This window comes from Pseudomonas fluorescens, from assembly GCF_001307275.1.
GTDB lineage: Bacteria > Pseudomonadota > Gammaproteobacteria > Pseudomonadales > Pseudomonadaceae > Aquipseudomonas > Aquipseudomonas fluorescens_AA.
In genome coordinates, this window is record NZ_CP012831.1 from 1,103,947 (window position 1) to 1,122,464 (window position 18,518).

Here is an 18,518-nt window from a genome sequence, read left to right on the forward strand (position 1 = left end):
CTCCTCAGACGCGGCTGGAATCAAGCAGGAAATCCAGCACCCGGGTGCTGAACGCAGCGCCGGCCTGGACGTTGGACAGGTGCGCGGCGTAGAACTCGGCGTACTCGGCCCCACTGACCCGCTCCAGGATGAAGTGCCCACCCGACGGTGGTGTCACCGCGTCTTCGGTGCCGGCGATCACCAGCAGCGGCACACGGATCAACGACAATTGCTCACGAAAATCGGCATCACGCACGGCCGCGCAGTTGGCCGCGTAGCCCTGGGGCGATGTGGCAGCGAGCATGTCGGTGATTTTCTTCACCTTCGCAGGATGAGCCTCGGAAAAATCCGCGGTAAACCAGCGGGCGATCGAAGCATCACGCAACGCCACCATCGCATCCTTGCCGTCGCGCAGCACGGTTTCGATGCGCGGGTTCCACACCGACGGGTCGCCGATCTTGGCAGCGGTGTTGCACACCACCAGTTTGTGCAGGCGCTCGCCGGCATTGATCCCCAGCCACTGGCCAATCAGCCCGCCCATGGACAAGCCACAGAAATGCACCTTATCGATGTTCAACTGATCGAGCATCGCCAGCACGTCGCGTCCGAGCTGCTCGATGCTGTAGGGGCCTTCGGTGACCAGCGATTGACCATGGCCGCGAGTGTCGAAACGCAGCACACGAAAGTGTTCGCTGAAGGCCGCGACCTGCTCATCCCACATGTGCAAATCAGTGCCCAGTGAGTTGGAGAGCACCAGCACCGGGGCGTCTTGCGTCCCGTCCAGTCGCCGCTCATCAAAACAATAGTTCAGATCGCCCTCGGCGAGTTTGACGAATCCCACAACAATCTCCTTTCAGGCGTTCAAGGCAAGGTGTTCGGCCACGGCTCGGACGACCCAGGTCTGGGCTTGTCCGAGGTAGTGCGCCGGGTCGAGCAGATGATCAATCTCGGTTGCCGATAGCTGCGCGGTGACCTGGGGTTCGTCTCCCAGCACCTCGCGTAGATGCCGCTGTTCGGCCACGGCGCGCTTGCAACATTGCTCCAGCAAATGATGGGCGGTATCGCGCCCGACACGCTGGGCCAGGACAATGCTGACGGCTTCGGCCAGCACCAACCCTTGGGTCAATTCCAGATTGCGGGCCATGCGCGCCGCATCCACTTCCAGCCCTTCGGCCAGCAGTCGCGCCTGTTGCAAGGCACCGGAGACCAGGCAGCAGATTTCCGGCAAGGTTTCCCATTCGGCGTGCCACAGGCCCAGGCTGCGCTCGTGTTCCTGGGGCATGGCGCTGAACAGCGTCGACAACAAACCAGGTACTCGCGTCGCCGCACCGATCAACACCGCCGCGCCCACCGGGTTGCGCTTGTGGGGCATGGTGGACGAACCGCCCTTGCCCGGCGCCGAAGGCTCGAACGCTTCACCGGCCTCGGTCTGCATCAACAGGCTGATATCACGGCCCAGTTTGCCCAGGCTGCCGGCGATCAACCCCAGCACCGCGCCAAACTCCACCAAACGATCGCGCTGGGTGTGCCACGGCTGCTCGGGCAGGGTCAGTTGCAGTTCGGCGGCCAAGGCTTCGGCGACGGGCAAGGCGTGTTCACCCAAGGCGGCGAGGGTTCCGGAAGCACCGCCAAATTGCAGCACCAGCAAGCGTGGCTTGAGTTCTTTCAAGCGTTGGCGACTGCGGGTGATCGCCCCCAGCCAACCGGCGATTTTCATCCCCAGGGTCACCGGCGTGGCGTGCTGCAGCCAGGTGCGTCCGGCCAGCGGTGTGGTGGCGTAGCGTTCGGCTTGTCGGGCCAGGATGGCGGCCAGTTGCGCCAACTCGCCCTCGATCAGGCCCAACGCCTGGCGCAGTTGCAGCACCAGCCCGCTGTCCATCACGTCCTGGCTGGTGGCGCCCAAGTGCACGTAGCGCTCGGCTTCGGCATCCTCGGCGGCGATGCGCTTGCCCAACGCCTTGACCAACGGAATTGCCGAATTACCAGCGCTGGCGATTGCTTCGCTCAACGTCGAAAAATCATAAAACTCGGCGCGACAGGCCTTTTCGATCGACGCCACGGCACTTTGCGGAATCAAGCCCACCCGCGCCTCGGCCCGGGCCAAGGCGGCTTCGACATCCAGCATGGCCTGGACCCGCCCCGCATCGCAGAACACCTCGCGCATGTCGCGGGCGGTGAAGTAGGCATCGAACAGCTGATTGCCCGGTCGTTCGCTCATAAACAGTCCTTGGGTGCGCCGGCCTCACGGCCGGGCGCGGTTGGGTCAAAGGTCGTGGTGCAAATACGCCGGTTGCTTGGGCAGGCGCAGGCTGAACAGGAATGCCACGACCATCATCACCGTGACATACCAATAAAAAGCGTTTTCCATGCCTTGGGCTTTCAGGCTCAAGGCGACGTATTCGGCCGATCCGCCAAAAATCGCATTGGCCACCGCATAGGCCAACCCTACTCCCAGCGCTCGCACTTCAGGTGGAAACATCTCGGCTTTCACCAGGCCACTGATGGAGGTGTAGAAACTGACGATTGCCAGCGCCAGCGTGATCAGGATAAACGCCAGGAACGGGCTGCTGATGCTTTTGAGGGTCAGCAGGATCGGCACCGTGCACAACGCCCCCAGGCCACCGAACCAAAGCATGGAATTACGCCGGCCGATCTTGTCCGCCAGCATGCCGAACAGTGGCTGCATACACATATAGAGAAACAGCGCGCCGGTCATGATGTAGCTGGCGGTCTTGGCGTGCAGGCCGGCGGTGTTCACCAGGTATTTCTGCATGTACGTGGTGAAGGTATAGAAAATCAACGAACCGCCGGCGGTGTAGCCCAGCACGGTGACGAACGCGGCCTTGTGGTCGCGAAACAGCGCCGCGATGCTGCCAGCATCCTTGTTCTCACGCATTTCCTTGCTGCTGGTTTCCTTCAGGGACCGCCGCAGGAATAGCGAAATCAATGCGGCCACGGCGCCGACCACGAACGGGATCCGCCAGCCGTAGGCACGCAGTTCGTCTTCGTTGAGAAACTGTTGCAGGATCACCACCAGCGACACCGCCAGCAGTTGCCCACCGATCAACGTCACGTACTGGAACGAGGCGAAGAAACCGCGCTGGCCCTTGAGGGCGACTTCGCTCATGTAGGTGGCGGTGGTGCCGTATTCGCCGCCCACCGACAGGCCCTGCAGCAAACGCGCGAACAACAGCAGCACCGGCGCCCAGACGCCGATGTCCTTGTAGGTGGGCAGGCAGGCAATGAGCAACGAGCCGAAACACATCATCAGCACCGAGATCATCATCGAATTCTTGCGCCCGTGACGATCCGCCACCCGGCCGAAAATCCAGCCACCGATGGGTCGCATCAGGAACCCGGCGGCGAACACACCGGCCGTGTTGACCAGTTGCACCGTCGGGTTGTCGGACGGAAAGAACGCCGGCGCGAAATAAATCGCGCAGAACGCGTAGACGTAGAAGTCGAACCATTCGACCAGGTTGCCGGATGAAGCACCGACGATGGCGAAGATGCGCTTGCTGCGTTCTTCGCCGGTGTAGTGGCTGATGATTGGGGTGGCCATGGATTATTCACTCGTTGGGGAATGGACAAAGTCTAGACACACTTCGTAACAATCCCGTTCCACAAACAGTCTTTCAAACGGCAGCGCCTATAGCGCCGCCATCGCGAGCAAGCTCGCTCCCACAGGGTTCATGCCATTGCTGTGGTCCTGTGGGTTCATACACTTCTGGGCTGGGTTCATATCCCCTGTGGCGAGGGAGCTTGCTCCCGCTGGCTTGCGCAGCAAGCCCAAAGCCGGCGACCCGGTGTATCAGGATGACCCCAGTGCCAGGTTTTGCGACTGCTTCGCAGCCGAGCGGGAGCAAGCTCCCTCGCCACAGGAAAATCATGACTCAGTAATCGAAGAACACCGTCTCGGCATCTGTGCCCTGAAGGATCACGTTCCACTGGTACACGCCCGACGCATCAGGCTTGGCCACGATTGTGCCGCGACGTTCTTCGGGGACGCAGGCCAGCAGCGGGTCGGTTTCGTTGGCCTGTTCGCCGTCGAAATAGATGCGCGTGAGCAAATGCTTGACCAGCCCGCGAGCGAACACCAGCACCACCAGGTGCGGTGCCTGAGTCGTGCCTGCCAGCCCCGGTACGGTGCCCGGCTTGATGGTGGTGAAGCGAAAACGCCCTTCGGCATCTACCGGCACTCGGCCAAAGCCTTCGAAATGCGGGTCCAGGGGTTTGTCCTGGTCGTCTTCCGGGTGGGCGTATTTGCCGGCGGCGTTCGCCTGCCAGACTTCCAGCATCGCGTCGTTGACGAACTGACCATTGCCGTCGACCACCTGCCCGGTGATCGCCACGCGTTGGCCGAGGGTTTCGGCGACAGTCAGGTCTTCGCGGTTCAGCCAGGTCAGGCCGATGTGGTAGTACGGGCCAACGGTGTGGGACGTGGTGGCGGTGAGCGTCATCTTATTTCTCCATCGGCGTGGCATCGCGGCCGCGCAAGACGATGTCCCAGCGATAACCGAGGGCGTAGTTAGGGATGGTTTTTTCCAGGTCGAAACTGGAAATCAGGCGTTCCTTGGCACTCGTGTCCGGCACGCAGTTGTAGATCGGGTCGTACTCCAGCAACGGATCGCCAGGAAAGTACATCTGCGTCACCAGGCGCGTCAGGATGCTCGGCCCGAACAGGGAGAAATGGATATGCGCCGGGCGCCAGGCATTGTGATGGTTGCCCCAAGGGTAGGCGCCAGGCTTGATGGTCTGGAACTGATACCAACCATCAGCATCGGTGACAGTGCGACCGGTGCCGGTGAAATTCGGGTCCAGCGGCGCGTCGTGGTTGTCACGGTCATGGTTGTAGCGACCGGCGGCGTTGGCCTGCCAGATTTCCACCAGGATGCCCGGCACCGGCTGACCGTGCTCATCCAGCACGCGCCCGTGAATGATGATCCGTTCACCCAGTGGCTCGCCGGCATGCTGGGCGGTCAGGTCGTAGTCCTTTTCCTGCACGCGGTCGGCGCCGACAGTCGGACCGGTGATTTCCGACAACGAATGCGGCAGGAACACCAATGGCTTGGACGGCGAGCGCAGGTTGGTGGACTGGTACGGCGGGTGCAGATACTCCGGCTGGGTGCCCGCTTGGGGGCGACGATAACCAGGCTTGTCAGTCATGAAGCATTCCTCGGTTTCTTATTAGTAGAGCAACGCGTCAGACGCGTTCGATGGCCAATGCCAGACCCTGGCCGACGCCGACACACATGGTCGCCAGGCCTTTCTTGCCGCCGGTCTTTTCCAGATGGTGCAACGCCGTCATCACCAAACGCGCCCCACTCATACCCAGCGGATGGCCGAGGGCAATGGCGCCGCCGTTCGGGTTGACCTGCGGCGCATCGTCCGCCAGCCCCAAATCACGCAGCACCGCCAGGCCCTGGCTGGCAAACGCTTCATTGAGTTCGATCACATCGAAATCGGCGACCGCCAGGCCCAGGCGCTCAGTGAGCTTACGTACCGCCGGTACCGGGCCGATGCCCATCACCCGTGGAGCGACGCCGGCACTGGCCATGCCCAGCACTTTGCCGCGAGGCGTCAGGCCATGTTTTTTCACCGCCTCGGCCGAGGCCAGGATCAGCGCCGCTGCGCCGTCGTTCACGCCGGATGCGTTGCCGGCGGTGACGGTCTTGTCCGGCCCGTTGACCGGCTTGAGTTTGCTCAAGGTCTCCAACGTGGTGTCGGCGCGAGGATGCTCGTCCTGCTCGACCACGGTTTCGCCTTTCTTATGGGCGATGCGCACCGGCACGATTTCTTCGGCGAAAAAACCCGCCGCCTGGGCCGCCGCCGTGCGCTGTTGGCTGCGCAAGGCGAAAGCGTCCTGGTCGGCGCGGGACACGGCGTAATCGTCGGCCACGTTGTCCGCCGTCTGTGGCATCGCGTCCACACCGTACTGGGCTTTCATCAACGGGTTGATGAAGCGCCAGCCGATAGTGGTGTCTTCCAGCTTCATGTTGCGGGAGAACGCGGTGTCAGCCTTGCCCATCACGAACGGCGCACGGGACATCGACTCCACACCGCCCGCGATCGCCAGTTCCATTTCGCCGCTGGCGATGGCGCGGAACGCGGTGCCGATGGCGTCCATGCCCGAGGCGCAAAGACGATTGAGGGTCACACCGGGAATGCTCTGCGGCAGGCCCGCCAACAGCAGCGCCATGCGCGCCACGTTGCGGTTGTCTTCGCCAGCCTGGTTGGCGCAGCCGAGGAACACCTCGTCCACCGCGTTCCAGTCCACCGATGGGTTGCGTTCCATCAGCGCCTTGATCGGCACAGCCGCCAGGTCATCGGCGCGGACCGCGGACAAACCGCCGCCAAACCGACCGATGGGGGTTCGAATCGCATCACAGATATAAACGTCGCGCATCAGGCTTCTCCCGGTGCCTGGCCGTGGGCCGCCGCGGTGCGAGCTTCAAGGTCGCGCAGTGCACGCAGCTCCACCTCGGTCGGCTCGGCGGTGGTTTGCACCTGGTCGGCGAAACGGATCGCCCACCCGGTGGCCGCAATGACTTGCTCGCGGGTCACGCCGGGGTGCAGCGCGGTGACCACGAATTCATGGCTGCCGGCTTCCGGTTCCATGATGCACAAGTCGGTGATGATGCCCACGGGCCCTGCGCCCGGCAGACCGAGACGCTTGCGCGAATCGCCACCTTCACCATGGCCGACCGAGGTGATGAAATCCAGCTTGTCGACAAACGAACGCGCCGACTGCTTGAGGATGATCAACACGCTCTTGGCCGAGCCGGCGATTTCCGGTGCGCCACCGGCACCCGGCAGGCGGACTTTCGGCTGATGGTAGTCGCCCACCACCGTGGTGTTGATGTTGCCGAAACGGTCGACCTGGGCCGCGCCAAGGAAACCGACGTCGATACGCCCGCCCTGCAGCCAGTAGCGAAAAATCTCACCGGTCGGTACGACGGTATCGGCGGTTTCCGCCAGTTCACCGTCGCCGATGGACAGCGGCAGCACGCTGGGCTTGGCACCGATCGGGCCGGATTCGTAGATCAGCACGACGTCCGGCGACGAGGTCAACCGCGCCAGGTTGGCCGCTTTCGACGGCAGACCGATGCCAACGAAGCACACGGCATTGTTTTTCAAGCGACGCGCCGCGGCGACGGTCATCATTTCGTTGGTGGAGTAGGTCATGGTTTCACCTGCGAAGCAGCTGCCAGTCTGGCCTGGAATTCACTGAAATCCCGAGTGCCGTGGATGTATTCGTTGATCCATGCGGTAAATGTCTCACGGTCCCGAGCGATCGGATCCCACGCCTGATAAAAGCGATTGTCACGCTCGGTGTAGCCGTGGGCGTAGGACGGATGGGCACCGCCCGGTACGTGGCACACCGCGCTCAACGCCCAGGTCGGCAGGACGCAGGCGTTCATCGGCGCATTCAGGTCGTCGACGATTTCTTCCACGGTGACGATGCAACGCTTGGCGGCCAGGGCGGCTTCTTTCTGCACACCGAGAATGCCCCACAGCAGCACATTGCCCTTGCGGTCGGCTTTCTGGGCGTGGATCACCGTGATATCAGGGCGCACCGAAGGCACGGCGGCCAATACTTCACCGGTGAAGGGACAGGTTACGCTCTTGATCAGCGGGTTGACCTTCGGCAGGTCGGAGCCGGCGTAGGCCCGCAACACCGCGAATGGCAGGCCGGAGGCGCCGGCGACGTAGGCGTTGGCCAGGTCGGCGTGGCTGTGTTCCTCGATCTCCAGCGGGTGCGGCCATTGTTTCTCCACGGCATCGCGCAAGCGGTGCAGCGACCCCACGCCAGGGTTGCCGCCCCAGGAGAAAATCAATTTGCGAGCACAACCGGCGCCGATCAACTGGTCATAGATCAGGTCAGGTGTCATGCGCACCAGGGTCAGGTTTTTCTTGCCCTGGCGAATGATTTCATGACCCGCCGCCGTAGGAATCAGGTGAGTGAAGCCTTCGAGCGCGACGGTATCGCCGTCGTTGACGAATTGCTTCACCGCGTCGTGCAGCGAAAGGATTTCAGCCATGGGGCAGGCTCCCGTTTTCCAGTAGACCGACATGAAGAAAAAAGGCGCGAGGTTAAGCGCCGGAGTGACTGAAGATTAAGCTGCGGGAAAAGGCCAAACAATCCGATAATCGACTGAGTGTTCGTTTATCGAACGGATTGTTGTTTGGCTATCGATATATCCCAGTACACAGAGATCCCTGTGGGAGCGAGCTTGCTCGCGATGGCGGTGGATCAGACAGGCATCACCCGCTGACACATTGCTATCGCGAGCAAGCTCGCTCCCACCGGGTTACTTACAGGCTTAAGCCCTGGCTCAGGTCGCATCCGCATGACTGACCATGCCTTTGATCACCACCGCCGCGGTAGCCAGGGCCGCCGGAATGACCAGGGCCGTCAGGACCTGCTCGAAGTTCCACCCCAGGCCCAGCAGGGTCGCGCCCATCCAGGCCCCGAGGATCGCCCCGAAGCGACCGATGCCCAGCATCCACGAGACGCCGGTGGCCCGGCCCTGGGTCGGATAGAAACGCGCCGCCAGGGAAGGCATCGCCGATTGCGCGCCGTTGACACACATGCCGGCCACCAACACCAGGGTGGCGAGCAAGGTGATGTTGCCCAGGCTCTGCCCCACCGCGTAGGCAAACAACCCGGCCATCAGATAGAAAAGGCCGATGACCTTGTGCGGATTGAACCGGTCCATCGCCCAACCGACGAAGACGGCACTCAACACACCACCGAATTGAAACAACGCGCCGATAAACGCGGCCTGTTCCATGCTCGCGCCGCTGTCGCGCATCAAGGTCGGCAGCCAGCTGGTCAGCAGGTAGACGATCACCAGGCCCATGAAATAGGTCAGCCACAGCAGCAAGGTGCCGGCGCTGTAGGTGCCGGAGAAAATCACCGCCAACACGTTGCGGGCTTTCACGGTTTTCTGTTCCGGTACGCTAAAGCTCGTCGCTTGGGCAACCGTGTGTGGCTCGATCGGTGCCAGGGTCTTGCGCACTTTGTCGGTACCGCGATTGCGCACCACCAGGTAACGCGCCGACTCCGGCAGCCAGAACAGCAACACCACTGCCAGGATCAACGGCAGGATCCCGCCAATCAGCAGCAGGCTGTGCCAACCAAACGCCGGTATCAGCTTGGCGGAGATGAACCCGCCGCCGGCCATGCCCAGGTTGAAACCGCAGAACATGCTGGTCACCAGCAGGGACTTCTTGCGTTCCGGGGTGTATTCCGAGAGCAAGGTGGTGGCGTTCGGCATCCCGGCGCCCAAGCCCAGGCCGGTCAGGAAACGCAATACCAGCAATTGATCGACGTTGGTGCTGTAGGCCGACGCCAGGCTGAACGCGCCAAACAGCAGGACCGCGCCCACCAGTACGACTTTTCGCCCGAAGCGGTCAGCCAACGGCCCGGAGCCCAGCGCGCCGAACACCATGCCGATCAGCGCAGCGCTCATCACCGGGCCGAGACTGGCGCGATCGATACCCCAGTCCTGGGACAAGGCCGGGGCGATAAACCCCATGGCGGCAGTATCGAGGCCGTCGAGGAACACAATCAGGAAACAGAGGATCACCACCCGCCACTGATAGCGCGAAATGGGCTGGGCATTGATGAAGGACTGCACATCGAGGCAGTGGCCTACGGAGGTCTGGGGCTGGTTCATTTTATTTTTATTCCACGCAAGGAACGCAGGCGAACGAATCAGAGACCGGCGAAACACGCCGGATGACGCTGCGCGACATTAATGAGGCCAGGCAAATACCGTCAATTCATCGCCGCCGACTGTGTGCGTTTATCGAACAGCTTAAGTGAACAGTTGCGCGCTCAGGTCGCGACTGGCCCCCAGCAGGCCTGGCAGGAAGCGCTGTTCCAGCTCATTGCGACTGACCCGCCCGGCATGGGTACTGACGTTGAGCGCGGCCACCACTTGACCGGAAGCGTCGTACACCGGCACGGCAATCGAACGCAGGCCCTGTTCCAGTTCCTGGTCGACGATGCACCAGCCCTGCTGCCGCACCTGTTGCAGGCACTCGAGCAACGCTTCGGGTGTATGCAAAGTGCGGCTGGTCTTGGCTTGCAGGTCGGCGTGGTCGAGGTAGTCGCGCAGCGACGCATCATCCAGGGCCGCCAGGAGAATCCTGCCCATCGAGGTGCAATAGGCTGGCAGGCGCCCGCCCACCGACAGGTCAACCGAAATCAGGCGCTGGGTGGTGGCGGAGCGGGCGATGTAGAGAATGTCGTCGCCTTCGAGCGTGGCCATATTGCAGGCTTCGTGCAGTTGCTCGCTCATGCGGTCCAGGTACGGCTGGGCAGAAACGGCCAGGGGCGTGGAGGACAGATAGGCGTGACCGAGGGTCAGCACTTTGGGCAGCAGCGAATAGGTGCGCCCGTCCGTGGTGGCGTAGCCAAGCTTGATCAAGGTATGCAGGCAACGTCTGACGGCGGCGCGGGGGATTTCCGTGCGGTGGCTGATCTGGGCGATGGTCAGGTGCCGCTTGCGCTCCTGGAAGGCCTGGACCACCGCCAACCCGCGGGCCAGGGACGTCATGAAATCGGGATCACCGGTCAGGGCCTGGATCCGCTTGGCCGGCGAGGCGACGATCGGTGGCGCTACGGAAGTGAAGGCATTGCGCAATTGGTCGTTCATGTCTGATCCTTCCCCGGGAGTGACGGCTATTCAAGCGGCTGCCCGACGGGCAAGCAAGGGCCGCCGGCCAAGATCGTTCGATTATCGAACCGTCGACCGATAATCGCAATCAGGCCTGGGTCCAATAGCGGCCTGCCGCGAACGCGATCGATAGTAAGTTTGCGGGAAACAGTGACACACGGTTTGACGTGACAACGTTAGCAATATTGAACTTGTCGGCGGGAATGGCATCTGGATAGCGGCATTAGCCGGTATCTTCTGCGAGCGGCAGTACAAGTTGCACATACAAACATGAGTTCACACAACAACAACGCCTTTTACTTTTTCCCGATAGTGTTATTCGGCTGGGCCGCTATAATGCAAAACAGCGACGGTACGGTCGATCGATCGTTCCCGTACGCAGGCATCGTGGTCACGACCCTGGTGCCCGAAGCACCTTCATGGTCGCTTCCCCTGTTTGGCAACAACGCGAAGCCTGATGCTACGTCAGCTGTCAGCTCTGGTGCCGTGGCCGTCTGCATGTCCACATGCAGTGCGTATCACCAGATTCAACTTCATTTAATTTAGGTAGAACTGTGACGAAAGACGAACTGCGCGCGGAACTTGAGCGCCAGGAACAACGTTACAAGGAAGTTTACGGCGGGGAGGTCACCACCTACGCCGCGCAACCTGAACCGGAACGCAAACCCTGGCGTAAGCGCGCCACCGTTCAGGACCAGGCCTTCACCCAGGAACTTCAGAAAATGGAAAAAGAACTCAAAGCCGAAGAGCAGTGACGCTCCGGGCCCGATGTTCTTGTGAAGAGGTCTCCGGTCGCCACGCTGGCCGGAAGCCATAGCGCACGCCCGCCATGAGCGGGCCGCCATCCGCTCTCCGTCCGACAATCGGGAAGGGTCATGGCCGACCTCCTTTTCAGATATTTCATACAATTTCTCGAGGCGTCCTACGGTTGACGGCGATCCTGGCCGGATGCGCTTTGCGCCCCTGAATCAAGGGGTTACGTACCCCTTGGAAAACCTCGCGCTTGAGGCTTTCCTACAAATTATTTCGTTGAAGAATGTTACCGATGAGCAGGCAGTGCATCGATTACCGAGGTTTTCTGGCATAATCGCGCCCCCTTACGACCGGGTCAGAAAACCTTCATGATCGATTTATTCAGCGGACTGGATGCTTGGGTGCTTGTGAGCCTCTTGCTCGCCCTGGCTTTTGTCCTCGCCTTCGAGTTCATCAACGGCTTTCATGACACCGCTAACGCGGTTGCCACTGTTATCTACACCAAAGCCATGCCGCCTCACCTGGCGGTGTTCTTTTCCGGTGTGTTCAATTTCCTCGGTGTGCTGCTGGGCGGCGTGGGGGTGGCGTACGCCATCGTTCACCTGCTGCCCGTGGAGCTGCTGATCAATGTGAACACCGGACACGGGCTGGCCATGGTGTTTTCGCTGCTCGCAGCGGCCATTACCTGGAACCTGGGCACCTGGTACTTCGGTATCCCGGCATCCAGTTCCCACACGTTGATCGGTTCGATCCTCGGCGTAGGCCTGGCCAACGCGCTGATCAACGATATCCCGTTGGCCGATGGGGTGAACTGGCAGAAGGCGATCGATATCGGCGCCTCCCTGGTGTTCTCGCCCATGGCCGGTTTCCTGATCGCCGCCCTGGTGCTGATCGGCCTGAAATGGTGGCGCCCGCTGTCGAAGATGCACAAGACACCGGAACAGCGCCGCCAGATCGACGACAAGAAGCACCCGCCGTTCTGGAATCGCCTGGTCCTGGTGATCTCGGCCATGGCCGTCAGCTTTGTCCACGGTTCCAACGATGGCCAGAAAGGTATCGGCCTGATCATGCTGGTGCTGATCGGTATCGTGCCGGCGCAGTTCGTACTCGACCTGGGCAGCACCACCTACCAGATCGAACGGACCCGAGACGCGACACTGCACTTGAGCCAGTTCTACCAACGCAACAACGAGTCCCTGGGTGAATTCCTGGCGCTGGGCAAAAGCGTGGAAGGCGATCTGCCGGAGAAATTCCGCTGCAACCCGCAACAGACCGAACCGACCATCAATGCCCTGCTCGACACGCTCAAAGGCGTGGCAGACTACCATTCGCTGCCGTCTGAACGACGCATCGAGGTTCGTCGCTACCTGCTTTGCCTGGACGACACGGCGAAGAAGGTCGGCAAGTTGCCGGGCCTGGCCGCTCGTGAGAAAGACGACCTGAACAAGCTGCGCAAGGACCTGACCGCCACCACCGAGTACGCTCCGTTCTGGGTGATCCTGGCGGTCGCCCTGGCGCTGGGCCTGGGCACCATGATCGGCTGGAAGCGTGTAGTGCTGACCATCGGCGAGAAGATCGGCAAGCAAGGCATGACCTACGCCCAGGGCATGTCGGCGCAGATCACCACGGCGTGCATGATCGGCGCGGCGAACATCTTCAGCCTGCCGGTTTCCACCACCCACGTCCTGTCCTCGGGCGTGGCCGGCACCATGGTCGCCAACAAGAGCGGCCTGCAAGGTGGCACCGTGCGCAACATCCTGCTGGCCTGGGTGCTGACCCTGCCGGCGACGGTGGCCCTGTCGGCCGGGCTGTTCTGGCTGGCATCCAAGGCCCTGGGCAGCTGACTCCTGCGGCTGACAAAAAAGGTGCGACCCTTGCGGTTCGCACCTTTTTTTATGCCCAAAACACCCACCCCATGTGGGAGCGAGCTTGCTCGCGATAGCGTCAGGTCAGTCCATATCAATGGCGGCTGGAGCGCCGCTATCGCGAGCAAGCTCGCTCCCACAATGGTTTTGTGTGGGGCTGGAGAAATTTGTCCGAAAAAAAAGGGCGACCGAAGTCGCCCAAAATGCCTTGCGTGCTCGTTGTAGCTGGAAAGACCTACGGTTTTTTCCGCTTGTGTGCGTCTTTCCAGATGAATAATCCGAAACCTGCGAAAAACACGAACATGAGGCCGACCGTCAACACCCCGGCAAACACCACATTATCGAAAAACATGACTGGCCTCCTGGTCTTGCCCCTGTTGCGATGGGTTCAAGGTAACCAATCAGGCCTGGATGAAAATTGACCGGGGTCAATAACGCCCGCGACGGGGCGCAAAGGTGGGGAAATAACTGATCTGCATCAATGGATCGAGGGGGTTCAGCGCTTTTTCGGTTTGTTTTTCGGCTTTTTCTTGGGCTTACCCAACGGCATGGCCTGTTCGAAAGCCTGGCGGACTTCATTGAGGCGTTTTTCGTTGAGGTCGTGAACGCGCTTGGCGCGCTCGGCACTGAGGTCGATCAGCTTGTCGTCTTGGCTCATGGCGTGTGGGCATCGTGCAGTGAATTGCGGATGCGCCCATGATGCGGGCTGTTGGCGGCGTTGACCAGCCTGTGCGTGCAGGCAGGCGCCTGGATCAGATCTGGATATCGACCCACAGGCCCTGGCGCGTCTCGTCGTCTATCAACGGCACCACTGGCACGGTGTTGTCGGCGTTGAGCTCGGTACCCGGTACGGCAAGGTGTACTTCTGGGTCTTCATCGGCCTCGCGGCGGCGACGGTCGCGTTCCTGCTGGCGACGCTGCTCCTCGCGCAACAGCAGCGCGGTCTCTTCCGGGTCGCGTTTTTGCAGGTCAATGGTGCTTTCATTGGAGCTTTGCTGCACCGGGACCACGGGCGGTATGTCCGGTCGCTGGCGAACCGGATCCTGTTGAGCGGTGATGGGTACAGCGCTCAAAGGGAGCATGGGTGGCAACATAAAGTTCTCCTGTCTTCAGGTTGTCGGCGGTTAAAGTGGCAGCTTGAACCGCCGGTCCGAAACTTGTGACCCAGTTGGCAATTGCACCGTTCACCAGGGCCGAGCTTGTTTGATCGCTGGGCAAGCGTAAGTTCCGTGCCGTTGGTAATGAATCAGCGTACGTAAATCCTTTGGTCTGAAGGATCCTTCCGTTAAGATAACCGGCTTTTTCAAGGCGGGAGTCAGGCAGCATGGCGCAGCAGTATCAACCGGGGCAACGCTGGATCAGTGACAGCGAAGCCGAGCTGGGTTTAGGCACCGTTCTGGCACAGGACGGCCGCTTGTTGACCGTGCTCTATCCGGCCACTGGCGACACTCGCCAGTACGCGCTACGGAATGCGCCCCTCACCCGTGTACGGTTTTCGCCGGGCGATGTGATCACTCACTTCGAAGGCTGGAAAATGACCGTGCGCGAGGTCGATGACGTCGATGGCCTGCTGGTCTACCACGGCCTCAACGGGCAGAACGAAGTCGTCACCCTGCCCGAGACTCAACTGTCGAACTTCATCCAGTTCCGCCTGGCCAGCGACCGTTTGTTCGCCGGGCAGATCGACCCGCTGGCCTGGTTCTCCCTGCGCTACCACACCCTGGAACACACCAGTCGCCAGTTGCAATCTTCGCTTTGGGGCCTGGGCGGCGTACGTGCCCAGCCCATTGCCCACCAACTGCACATTGCCCGTGAAGTGGCCGACCGCATTGCGCCGCGGGTGTTGCTGGCCGACGAAGTGGGCCTGGGCAAGACCATCGAGGCCGGCCTGGTCATCCACCGTCAGTTGCTGTCCGGCCGTGCCAACCGCATCCTGATCCTGGTCCCGGAAAACCTCCAGCACCAGTGGCTGGTGGAAATGCGTCGGCGCTTCAACCTGCAGGTCGCGCTGTTCGACGAAGAACGCTTCATCGAAAGCGACGCCAGCAACCCGTTCGAAGACACCCAACTGGCCTTGGTGGCGTTGGAGTGGCTGGTGGACGATGAGAAGGCCCAGGACGCGCTGTTCGCCGCCGGCTGGGACCTGATGGTGGTCGACGAGGCCCATCACCTGGTGTGGCACGAAGACCAGGTCAGCCCGCAATACGCCCTGGTCGAGCAGCTGGCCGAAACCATCCCAGGCGTGCTGCTGCTCACCGCGACCCCGGAACAGCTGGGCCAGGACAGCCACTTCGCCCGCCTGCGCCTGCTGGACCCGAACCGCTTCCATGACCTCAAGGCCTTCCGCGCCGAGAGCGAAAACTATCGCCCGGTGGCTGAAGCCGTGCAGGAGCTGCTGGACAAAGGCCGCCTCTCGCCCGAAGCCCACAAGACCATCCAGGGTTTCCTGGGGAACGAAGGCGAAGCCTTGCTGACCGCCGTCAATGATGGCGATGTCGAAGCCAGCGCCCGCCTGGTGCGCGAACTGCTGGACCGTCACGGCACCGGCCGCGTGCTGTTCCGCAACACCCGCGCCGCCGTGCAGGGCTTCCCCGAGCGCAAGCTGCACGCCTACCCGTTGCCTTGCCCGGACGAATACCTCGAATTGCCGTTGGGCGATCACGCCGAGTTGTACCCGGAAGTCAGCTTCCAGGCCCAGCCGGACGCCAGCGAAGAAGAACGCTGGTGGCGTTTCGACCCGCGGGTCGAGTGGCTGATCGACACCCTGAAGATGCTCAAGCGCACCAAGGTGCTGGTGATCTGTGCCCACGCCGAAACGGCCATGGACCTGGAAGATGCCTTGCGCGTGCGCTCCGGCATCCCGGCCACGGTGTTCCACGAAGGCATGAACATCCTGGAGCGTGACCGTGCGGCGGCCTATTTCGCCGACGAAGAGTTTGGCGCCCAAGTGCTGATCTGCTCGGAAATCGGCAGTGAAGGCCGCAACTTCCAGTTCGCCCATCACCTGGTGCTGTTCGATCTGCCGGCGCACCCGGACCTGCTGGAGCAGCGTATCGGCCGCCTGGACCGGATCGGCCAGAAGCACACCATCGAGCTGCATGTGCCTTACCTGGAAACCAGCCCGCAAGCGCGGCTGTTCCAGTGGTATCACGAAGCCCTGAATGCCTTCCTCAACACCTGCCCGACCGGCAACGCCTTGCAGCACCAGTTCGGCCCGCGCCTGCTGCCCTTGCTGGAAGAAGCCGACGATGGCCAGTGGCAAGCGCTGATCGACGAGGCCCGTGCCGAACGCGAGCGCCTGGAAGCCGAGCTGCACACCGGTCGCGACCGTTTGCTGGAGCTCAACTCCGGCGGTGCCGGTGAAGGCGATGCGCTGGTGGAGGCCATTCTCGAGCAGGACGACCAGTTTGCCCTGCCGATCTATATGGAAACCCTGTTCGACGCCTTTGGTATCGACAGCGAGGACCATTCGGAAAACGCGCTGATCCTCAAGCCGAGCGAAAAAATGCTCGACGCCAGCTTCCCCCTGGGCGACGACGAAGGTGTGACCATCACCTACGACCGCAACCAGGCGCTGTCGCGCGAAGACATGCAGTTCATCACCTGGGAGCACCCGATGGTGCAAGGCGGCATGGACCTGGTGCTGTCCGGCTCCATGGGCAACACCGCCGTGGCACTGATCAAGAACAAGGCCCTCAAGCCCGGCACCGTGTTGCTGGAGCTGCTCTACGTCAGTGAAGTGGTCGCCCCGCGCTCGCTGCAGCTGGGCCGCTACCTGCCGCCGGCCGCCCTGCGCTGCCTGCTGGACGCCAACGGCAACGACCTGGCCGCCCGGGTCTCGTTCGAAACCCTGAACGACCAACTCGAAAGCGTGCCCCGCGCCAGCGCCAACAAGTTCATCCAGGCCCAGCGCGACCAACTCACGCCACGGATCAACGCTGGCGAAGAGAAGATCGCCCCGCGTCACGCCGAACGCGTGGCCGAGGCCCAGCGTCGCCTGGCCGCCGATACCGACGAGGAACTGGCCCGCCTGACCGCCCTGCAAGCGGTCAACCCGACCGTGCGCGACAGCGAGCTGGTGGCCCTGCGCCAACAGCGCGAGCAAGGCTTGGCGATGCTTGAGAAGGCGGCGTTGCGCCTGGAGGCGATTCGGGTGCTGGTGGCGGGCTGATTGCCACCGTCTGAAGGCTGTTGGGATTCACCTGTGGCGAGGGAGCTTGCTCCCGCTGGGTTGCGTAGCAGCCCCCTTTTTTGGGGAGCGCTGCGCACTCCAGCGGGAGCAAGCTCCCTCGCCACAATGTCCAGCGCCTCGCATCAAGGACTGTAATATCCCACCGCCACCAGGAAATGCCCGACCTTCTTCAGGTACGCGTGTTTATCCTCGACCTTGCCGGTCACCGGATTCTTCCAGCGGTACTCGTACTCTCCCTCGCCCTGCTTCCCGATCAACGCCAGGATCGGCTCGCCCACCGGTTTGCCATCCGGGTCCTTGACCTTGGCGAAGTCGGTATTGATCAAGCGCAAATTGGTGCCATGGCCGACATAGCGCCGGGTATCGAGGTCGACGACAAAGACATACAAGTCATCCTGCAGGTAACCGCCCTTGAGGGAGTTGACCGCCGTCAGCGTGGCCTTCTCGTTTTTCAGCAGGTCATTCGAGGCCTTGTCCAGCAACGCCCTGGCCTGTTCGGCGGAAGCCCGGGGCAGGTAGTAGCCGACAGCCAGGATTCGCTCGCCGACACGCTGGAAATACACATGCTTGCGCTCGACCTTGCCGTCCGTCCAGTTCTGCCAGCGGTACTCGGCTTGCTGGATGCCACTGGCCTCGGGGGTTTTCAAGGCGTCCTTGAAGGCTTTGCGCAAATCCGGCCCCAGCACGTCGGACACGTCCCGCCCGATCAACGCCTGGGACGGCCCGCCGCTGGCGAGCATCACACCCTGGGTATCCACCACGAACACGTAGCGATCCTTGTCGACGAATTCCCCTTGGCGACTGAACGCGGCAAAGGCTTTGTCGCCGTTGTCGTGGTAATAGGCCAAGGCCTTCTCCAGCAGCGCCCGGGCCGCCTGGCCATCGTCCGCCGTGGCCGCCTGGGCCTGAGCCAGCCCCAGCATGAGCATTGCACCCAGCCAGGCCATCCTGTGAAAAAAACCCATGCGTGCGCCCCTCGTTCTTGTTGGTGTTTCAAGAGCGTAGACGGCGTGGGGTGATGTTGGAGTATTCAGGGGATTG

The 18,518-nt window shown here is 61.9% G+C and carries 17 protein-coding genes; 3 read left to right on the top strand and 14 right to left on the bottom strand.

What is annotated here, in order from left to right; translation table 11 throughout:
• Positions 1-4 precede the first annotated feature (4 nt).
• The 10 genes from pcaD to pcaR form a co-directional block, all read right to left on the bottom strand.
• Positions 5-820, bottom strand: coding sequence for a 3-oxoadipate enol-lactonase (gene pcaD / locus AO356_RS04915; protein WP_060738819.1), 816 nt, complete (start codon positions 818-820; stop codon positions 5-7).
• Between the two features lie 12 nt (positions 821-832).
• Positions 833-2,197 carry a 3-carboxy-cis,cis-muconate cycloisomerase gene (locus tag AO356_RS04920; RefSeq protein WP_060738820.1) on the bottom strand — a complete coding sequence of 455 codons (1,365 nt, stop codon included), beginning with the start codon at positions 2,195-2,197 and terminating at the stop codon, positions 833-835.
• 45 nt (positions 2,198-2,242) lie between these two features.
• A complete protein-coding gene (locus AO356_RS04925; protein WP_060738821.1) occupies positions 2,243-3,541 on the bottom strand; it encodes an MFS family transporter in 1,299 nt (432 codons plus the stop codon).
• Positions 3,542-3,872: 331 nt separating this feature from the next.
• Positions 3,873-4,439, bottom strand: a complete 567-nt coding sequence (gene pcaG / locus AO356_RS04930) for a protocatechuate 3,4-dioxygenase subunit alpha (protein ID WP_060738822.1) — start codon at positions 4,437-4,439, stop codon at positions 3,873-3,875.
• A gap of 1 nt (position 4,440) precedes the next feature.
• On the bottom strand, positions 4,441-5,145 hold the full coding sequence (pcaH, locus tag AO356_RS04935) for a protocatechuate 3,4-dioxygenase subunit beta (RefSeq protein WP_060738823.1): 705 nt from the start codon (positions 5,143-5,145) through the stop codon (positions 4,441-4,443).
• Between the two features lie 37 nt (positions 5,146-5,182).
• Positions 5,183-6,388: a 3-oxoadipyl-CoA thiolase gene (gene pcaF / locus AO356_RS04940; RefSeq protein ID WP_176814202.1), complete on the bottom strand. Its 1,206-nt coding sequence runs from the start codon at positions 6,386-6,388 to the stop codon at positions 5,183-5,185.
• Positions 6,385-7,164 (bottom strand): CoA-transferase subunit beta, encoded by a 780-nt coding sequence (locus AO356_RS04945; protein ID WP_053182625.1) that lies wholly within the window; start codon positions 7,162-7,164, stop codon positions 6,385-6,387. The genes pcaF and AO356_RS04945 overlap by 4 nt, the downstream gene beginning before the upstream one ends.
• Positions 7,161-8,021 carry a CoA transferase subunit A gene (locus AO356_RS04950; protein WP_060738825.1) on the bottom strand — a complete coding sequence of 287 codons (861 nt, stop codon included), beginning with the start codon at positions 8,019-8,021 and terminating at the stop codon, positions 7,161-7,163. Before AO356_RS04950 ends, AO356_RS04945 begins: the two co-directional genes overlap by 4 nt.
• Before the next feature lie 294 nt (positions 8,022-8,315).
• A complete protein-coding gene (locus AO356_RS04955) occupies positions 8,316-9,662 on the bottom strand; it encodes an MFS transporter (RefSeq protein WP_060738826.1) in 1,347 nt (448 codons plus the stop codon).
• A 141-nt stretch (positions 9,663-9,803) separates the two neighbouring features.
• Positions 9,804-10,646, bottom strand: coding sequence for a pca regulon transcriptional regulator PcaR (gene pcaR / locus AO356_RS04960; RefSeq protein WP_003184507.1), 843 nt, complete (start codon positions 10,644-10,646; stop codon positions 9,804-9,806).
• Positions 10,647-11,221: 575 nt separating this feature from the next.
• On the opposite strand from pcaR, the gene AO356_RS04965 reads away from it, so the two are divergent.
• Positions 11,222-11,422, top strand: a complete 201-nt coding sequence (locus tag AO356_RS04965; protein ID WP_003184509.1) for a hypothetical protein — start codon at positions 11,222-11,224, stop codon at positions 11,420-11,422.
• Positions 11,423-11,788: 366 nt separating this feature from the next.
• Positions 11,789-13,264 (top strand): inorganic phosphate transporter, encoded by a 1,476-nt coding sequence (locus tag AO356_RS04970; RefSeq protein WP_060738827.1) that lies wholly within the window; start codon positions 11,789-11,791, stop codon positions 13,262-13,264.
• A 256-nt stretch (positions 13,265-13,520) separates the two neighbouring features.
• Here AO356_RS04970 and ccoM read toward each other — a convergent pair whose 3' ends face one another.
• From ccoM to AO356_RS04980, 3 genes are all read right to left on the bottom strand, one after another.
• Complete coding sequence (gene ccoM / locus AO356_RS33265; RefSeq protein WP_025212288.1) at positions 13,521-13,637, bottom strand: cytochrome c oxidase subunit CcoM; 117 nt, start codon at positions 13,635-13,637, stop codon at positions 13,521-13,523.
• A 144-nt stretch (positions 13,638-13,781) separates the two neighbouring features.
• Entirely contained in the window at positions 13,782-13,943 is a 162-nt protein-coding gene (locus AO356_RS32795; RefSeq protein ID WP_003184513.1) for a hypothetical protein, read from the bottom strand.
• 94 nt (positions 13,944-14,037) lie between these two features.
• On the bottom strand, positions 14,038-14,379 hold the full coding sequence (locus tag AO356_RS04980; protein ID WP_060738828.1) for a hypothetical protein: 342 nt from the start codon (positions 14,377-14,379) through the stop codon (positions 14,038-14,040).
• A gap of 230 nt (positions 14,380-14,609) precedes the next feature.
• On the opposite strand from AO356_RS04980, the gene rapA reads away from it, so the two are divergent.
• Positions 14,610-17,456, top strand: coding sequence for an RNA polymerase-associated protein RapA (rapA, locus tag AO356_RS04985; protein ID WP_060738829.1), 2,847 nt, complete (start codon positions 14,610-14,612; stop codon positions 17,454-17,456).
• A 143-nt stretch (positions 17,457-17,599) separates the two neighbouring features.
• Here rapA and AO356_RS04990 read toward each other — a convergent pair whose 3' ends face one another.
• The gene (locus tag AO356_RS04990; protein WP_060738830.1) at positions 17,600-18,442 is read right to left on the bottom strand and encodes a cache domain-containing protein; all 843 of its coding nucleotides are present in this window, start codon (positions 18,440-18,442) and stop codon (positions 17,600-17,602) included.
• Positions 18,443-18,518: the final 76 nt, after the last annotated feature.

Bases quoted from the DNA above. Each gene is read 5' to 3' on its own strand.
- AO356_RS04980 (WP_060738828.1), bottom strand. From the start codon at position 14,379: ATGTTGCCACCCATGCTCCCTTTGAGCGCTGTACCCATCACCGCTCAA.
- AO356_RS32795 (WP_003184513.1), bottom strand. From the start codon at position 13,943: ATGAGCCAAGACGACAAGCTGATCGACCTCAGTGCCGAGCGCGCCAAG.
- ccoM (WP_025212288.1), bottom strand. From the start codon at position 13,637: ATGTTTTTCGATAATGTGGTGTTTGCCGGGGTGTTGACGGTCGGCCTC.
- AO356_RS04925 (WP_060738821.1), bottom strand. From the start codon at position 3,541: ATGGCCACCCCAATCATCAGCCACTACACCGGCGAAGAACGCAGCAAG.
- AO356_RS04920 (WP_060738820.1), bottom strand. From the start codon at position 2,197: ATGAGCGAACGACCGGGCAATCAGCTGTTCGATGCCTACTTCACCGCC.
- AO356_RS04945 (WP_053182625.1), bottom strand. From the start codon at position 7,164: ATGACCTACTCCACCAACGAAATGATGACCGTCGCCGCGGCGCGTCGC.
- pcaG (WP_060738822.1), bottom strand. From the start codon at position 4,439: ATGACGCTCACCGCCACCACGTCCCACACCGTTGGCCCGTACTACCAC.
- AO356_RS04970 (WP_060738827.1), top strand. From the start codon at position 11,789: ATGATCGATTTATTCAGCGGACTGGATGCTTGGGTGCTTGTGAGCCTC.
- pcaH (WP_060738823.1), bottom strand. From the start codon at position 5,145: ATGACTGACAAGCCTGGTTATCGTCGCCCCCAAGCGGGCACCCAGCCG.
- pcaR (WP_003184507.1), bottom strand. From the start codon at position 10,646: ATGAACGACCAATTGCGCAATGCCTTCACTTCCGTAGCGCCACCGATC.
- AO356_RS04955 (WP_060738826.1), bottom strand. From the start codon at position 9,662: ATGAACCAGCCCCAGACCTCCGTAGGCCACTGCCTCGATGTGCAGTCC.
- AO356_RS04950 (WP_060738825.1), bottom strand. From the start codon at position 8,021: ATGGCTGAAATCCTTTCGCTGCACGACGCGGTGAAGCAATTCGTCAAC.
- AO356_RS04990 (WP_060738830.1), bottom strand. From the start codon at position 18,442: ATGGGTTTTTTTCACAGGATGGCCTGGCTGGGTGCAATGCTCATGCTG.
- rapA (WP_060738829.1), top strand. From the start codon at position 14,610: ATGGCGCAGCAGTATCAACCGGGGCAACGCTGGATCAGTGACAGCGAA.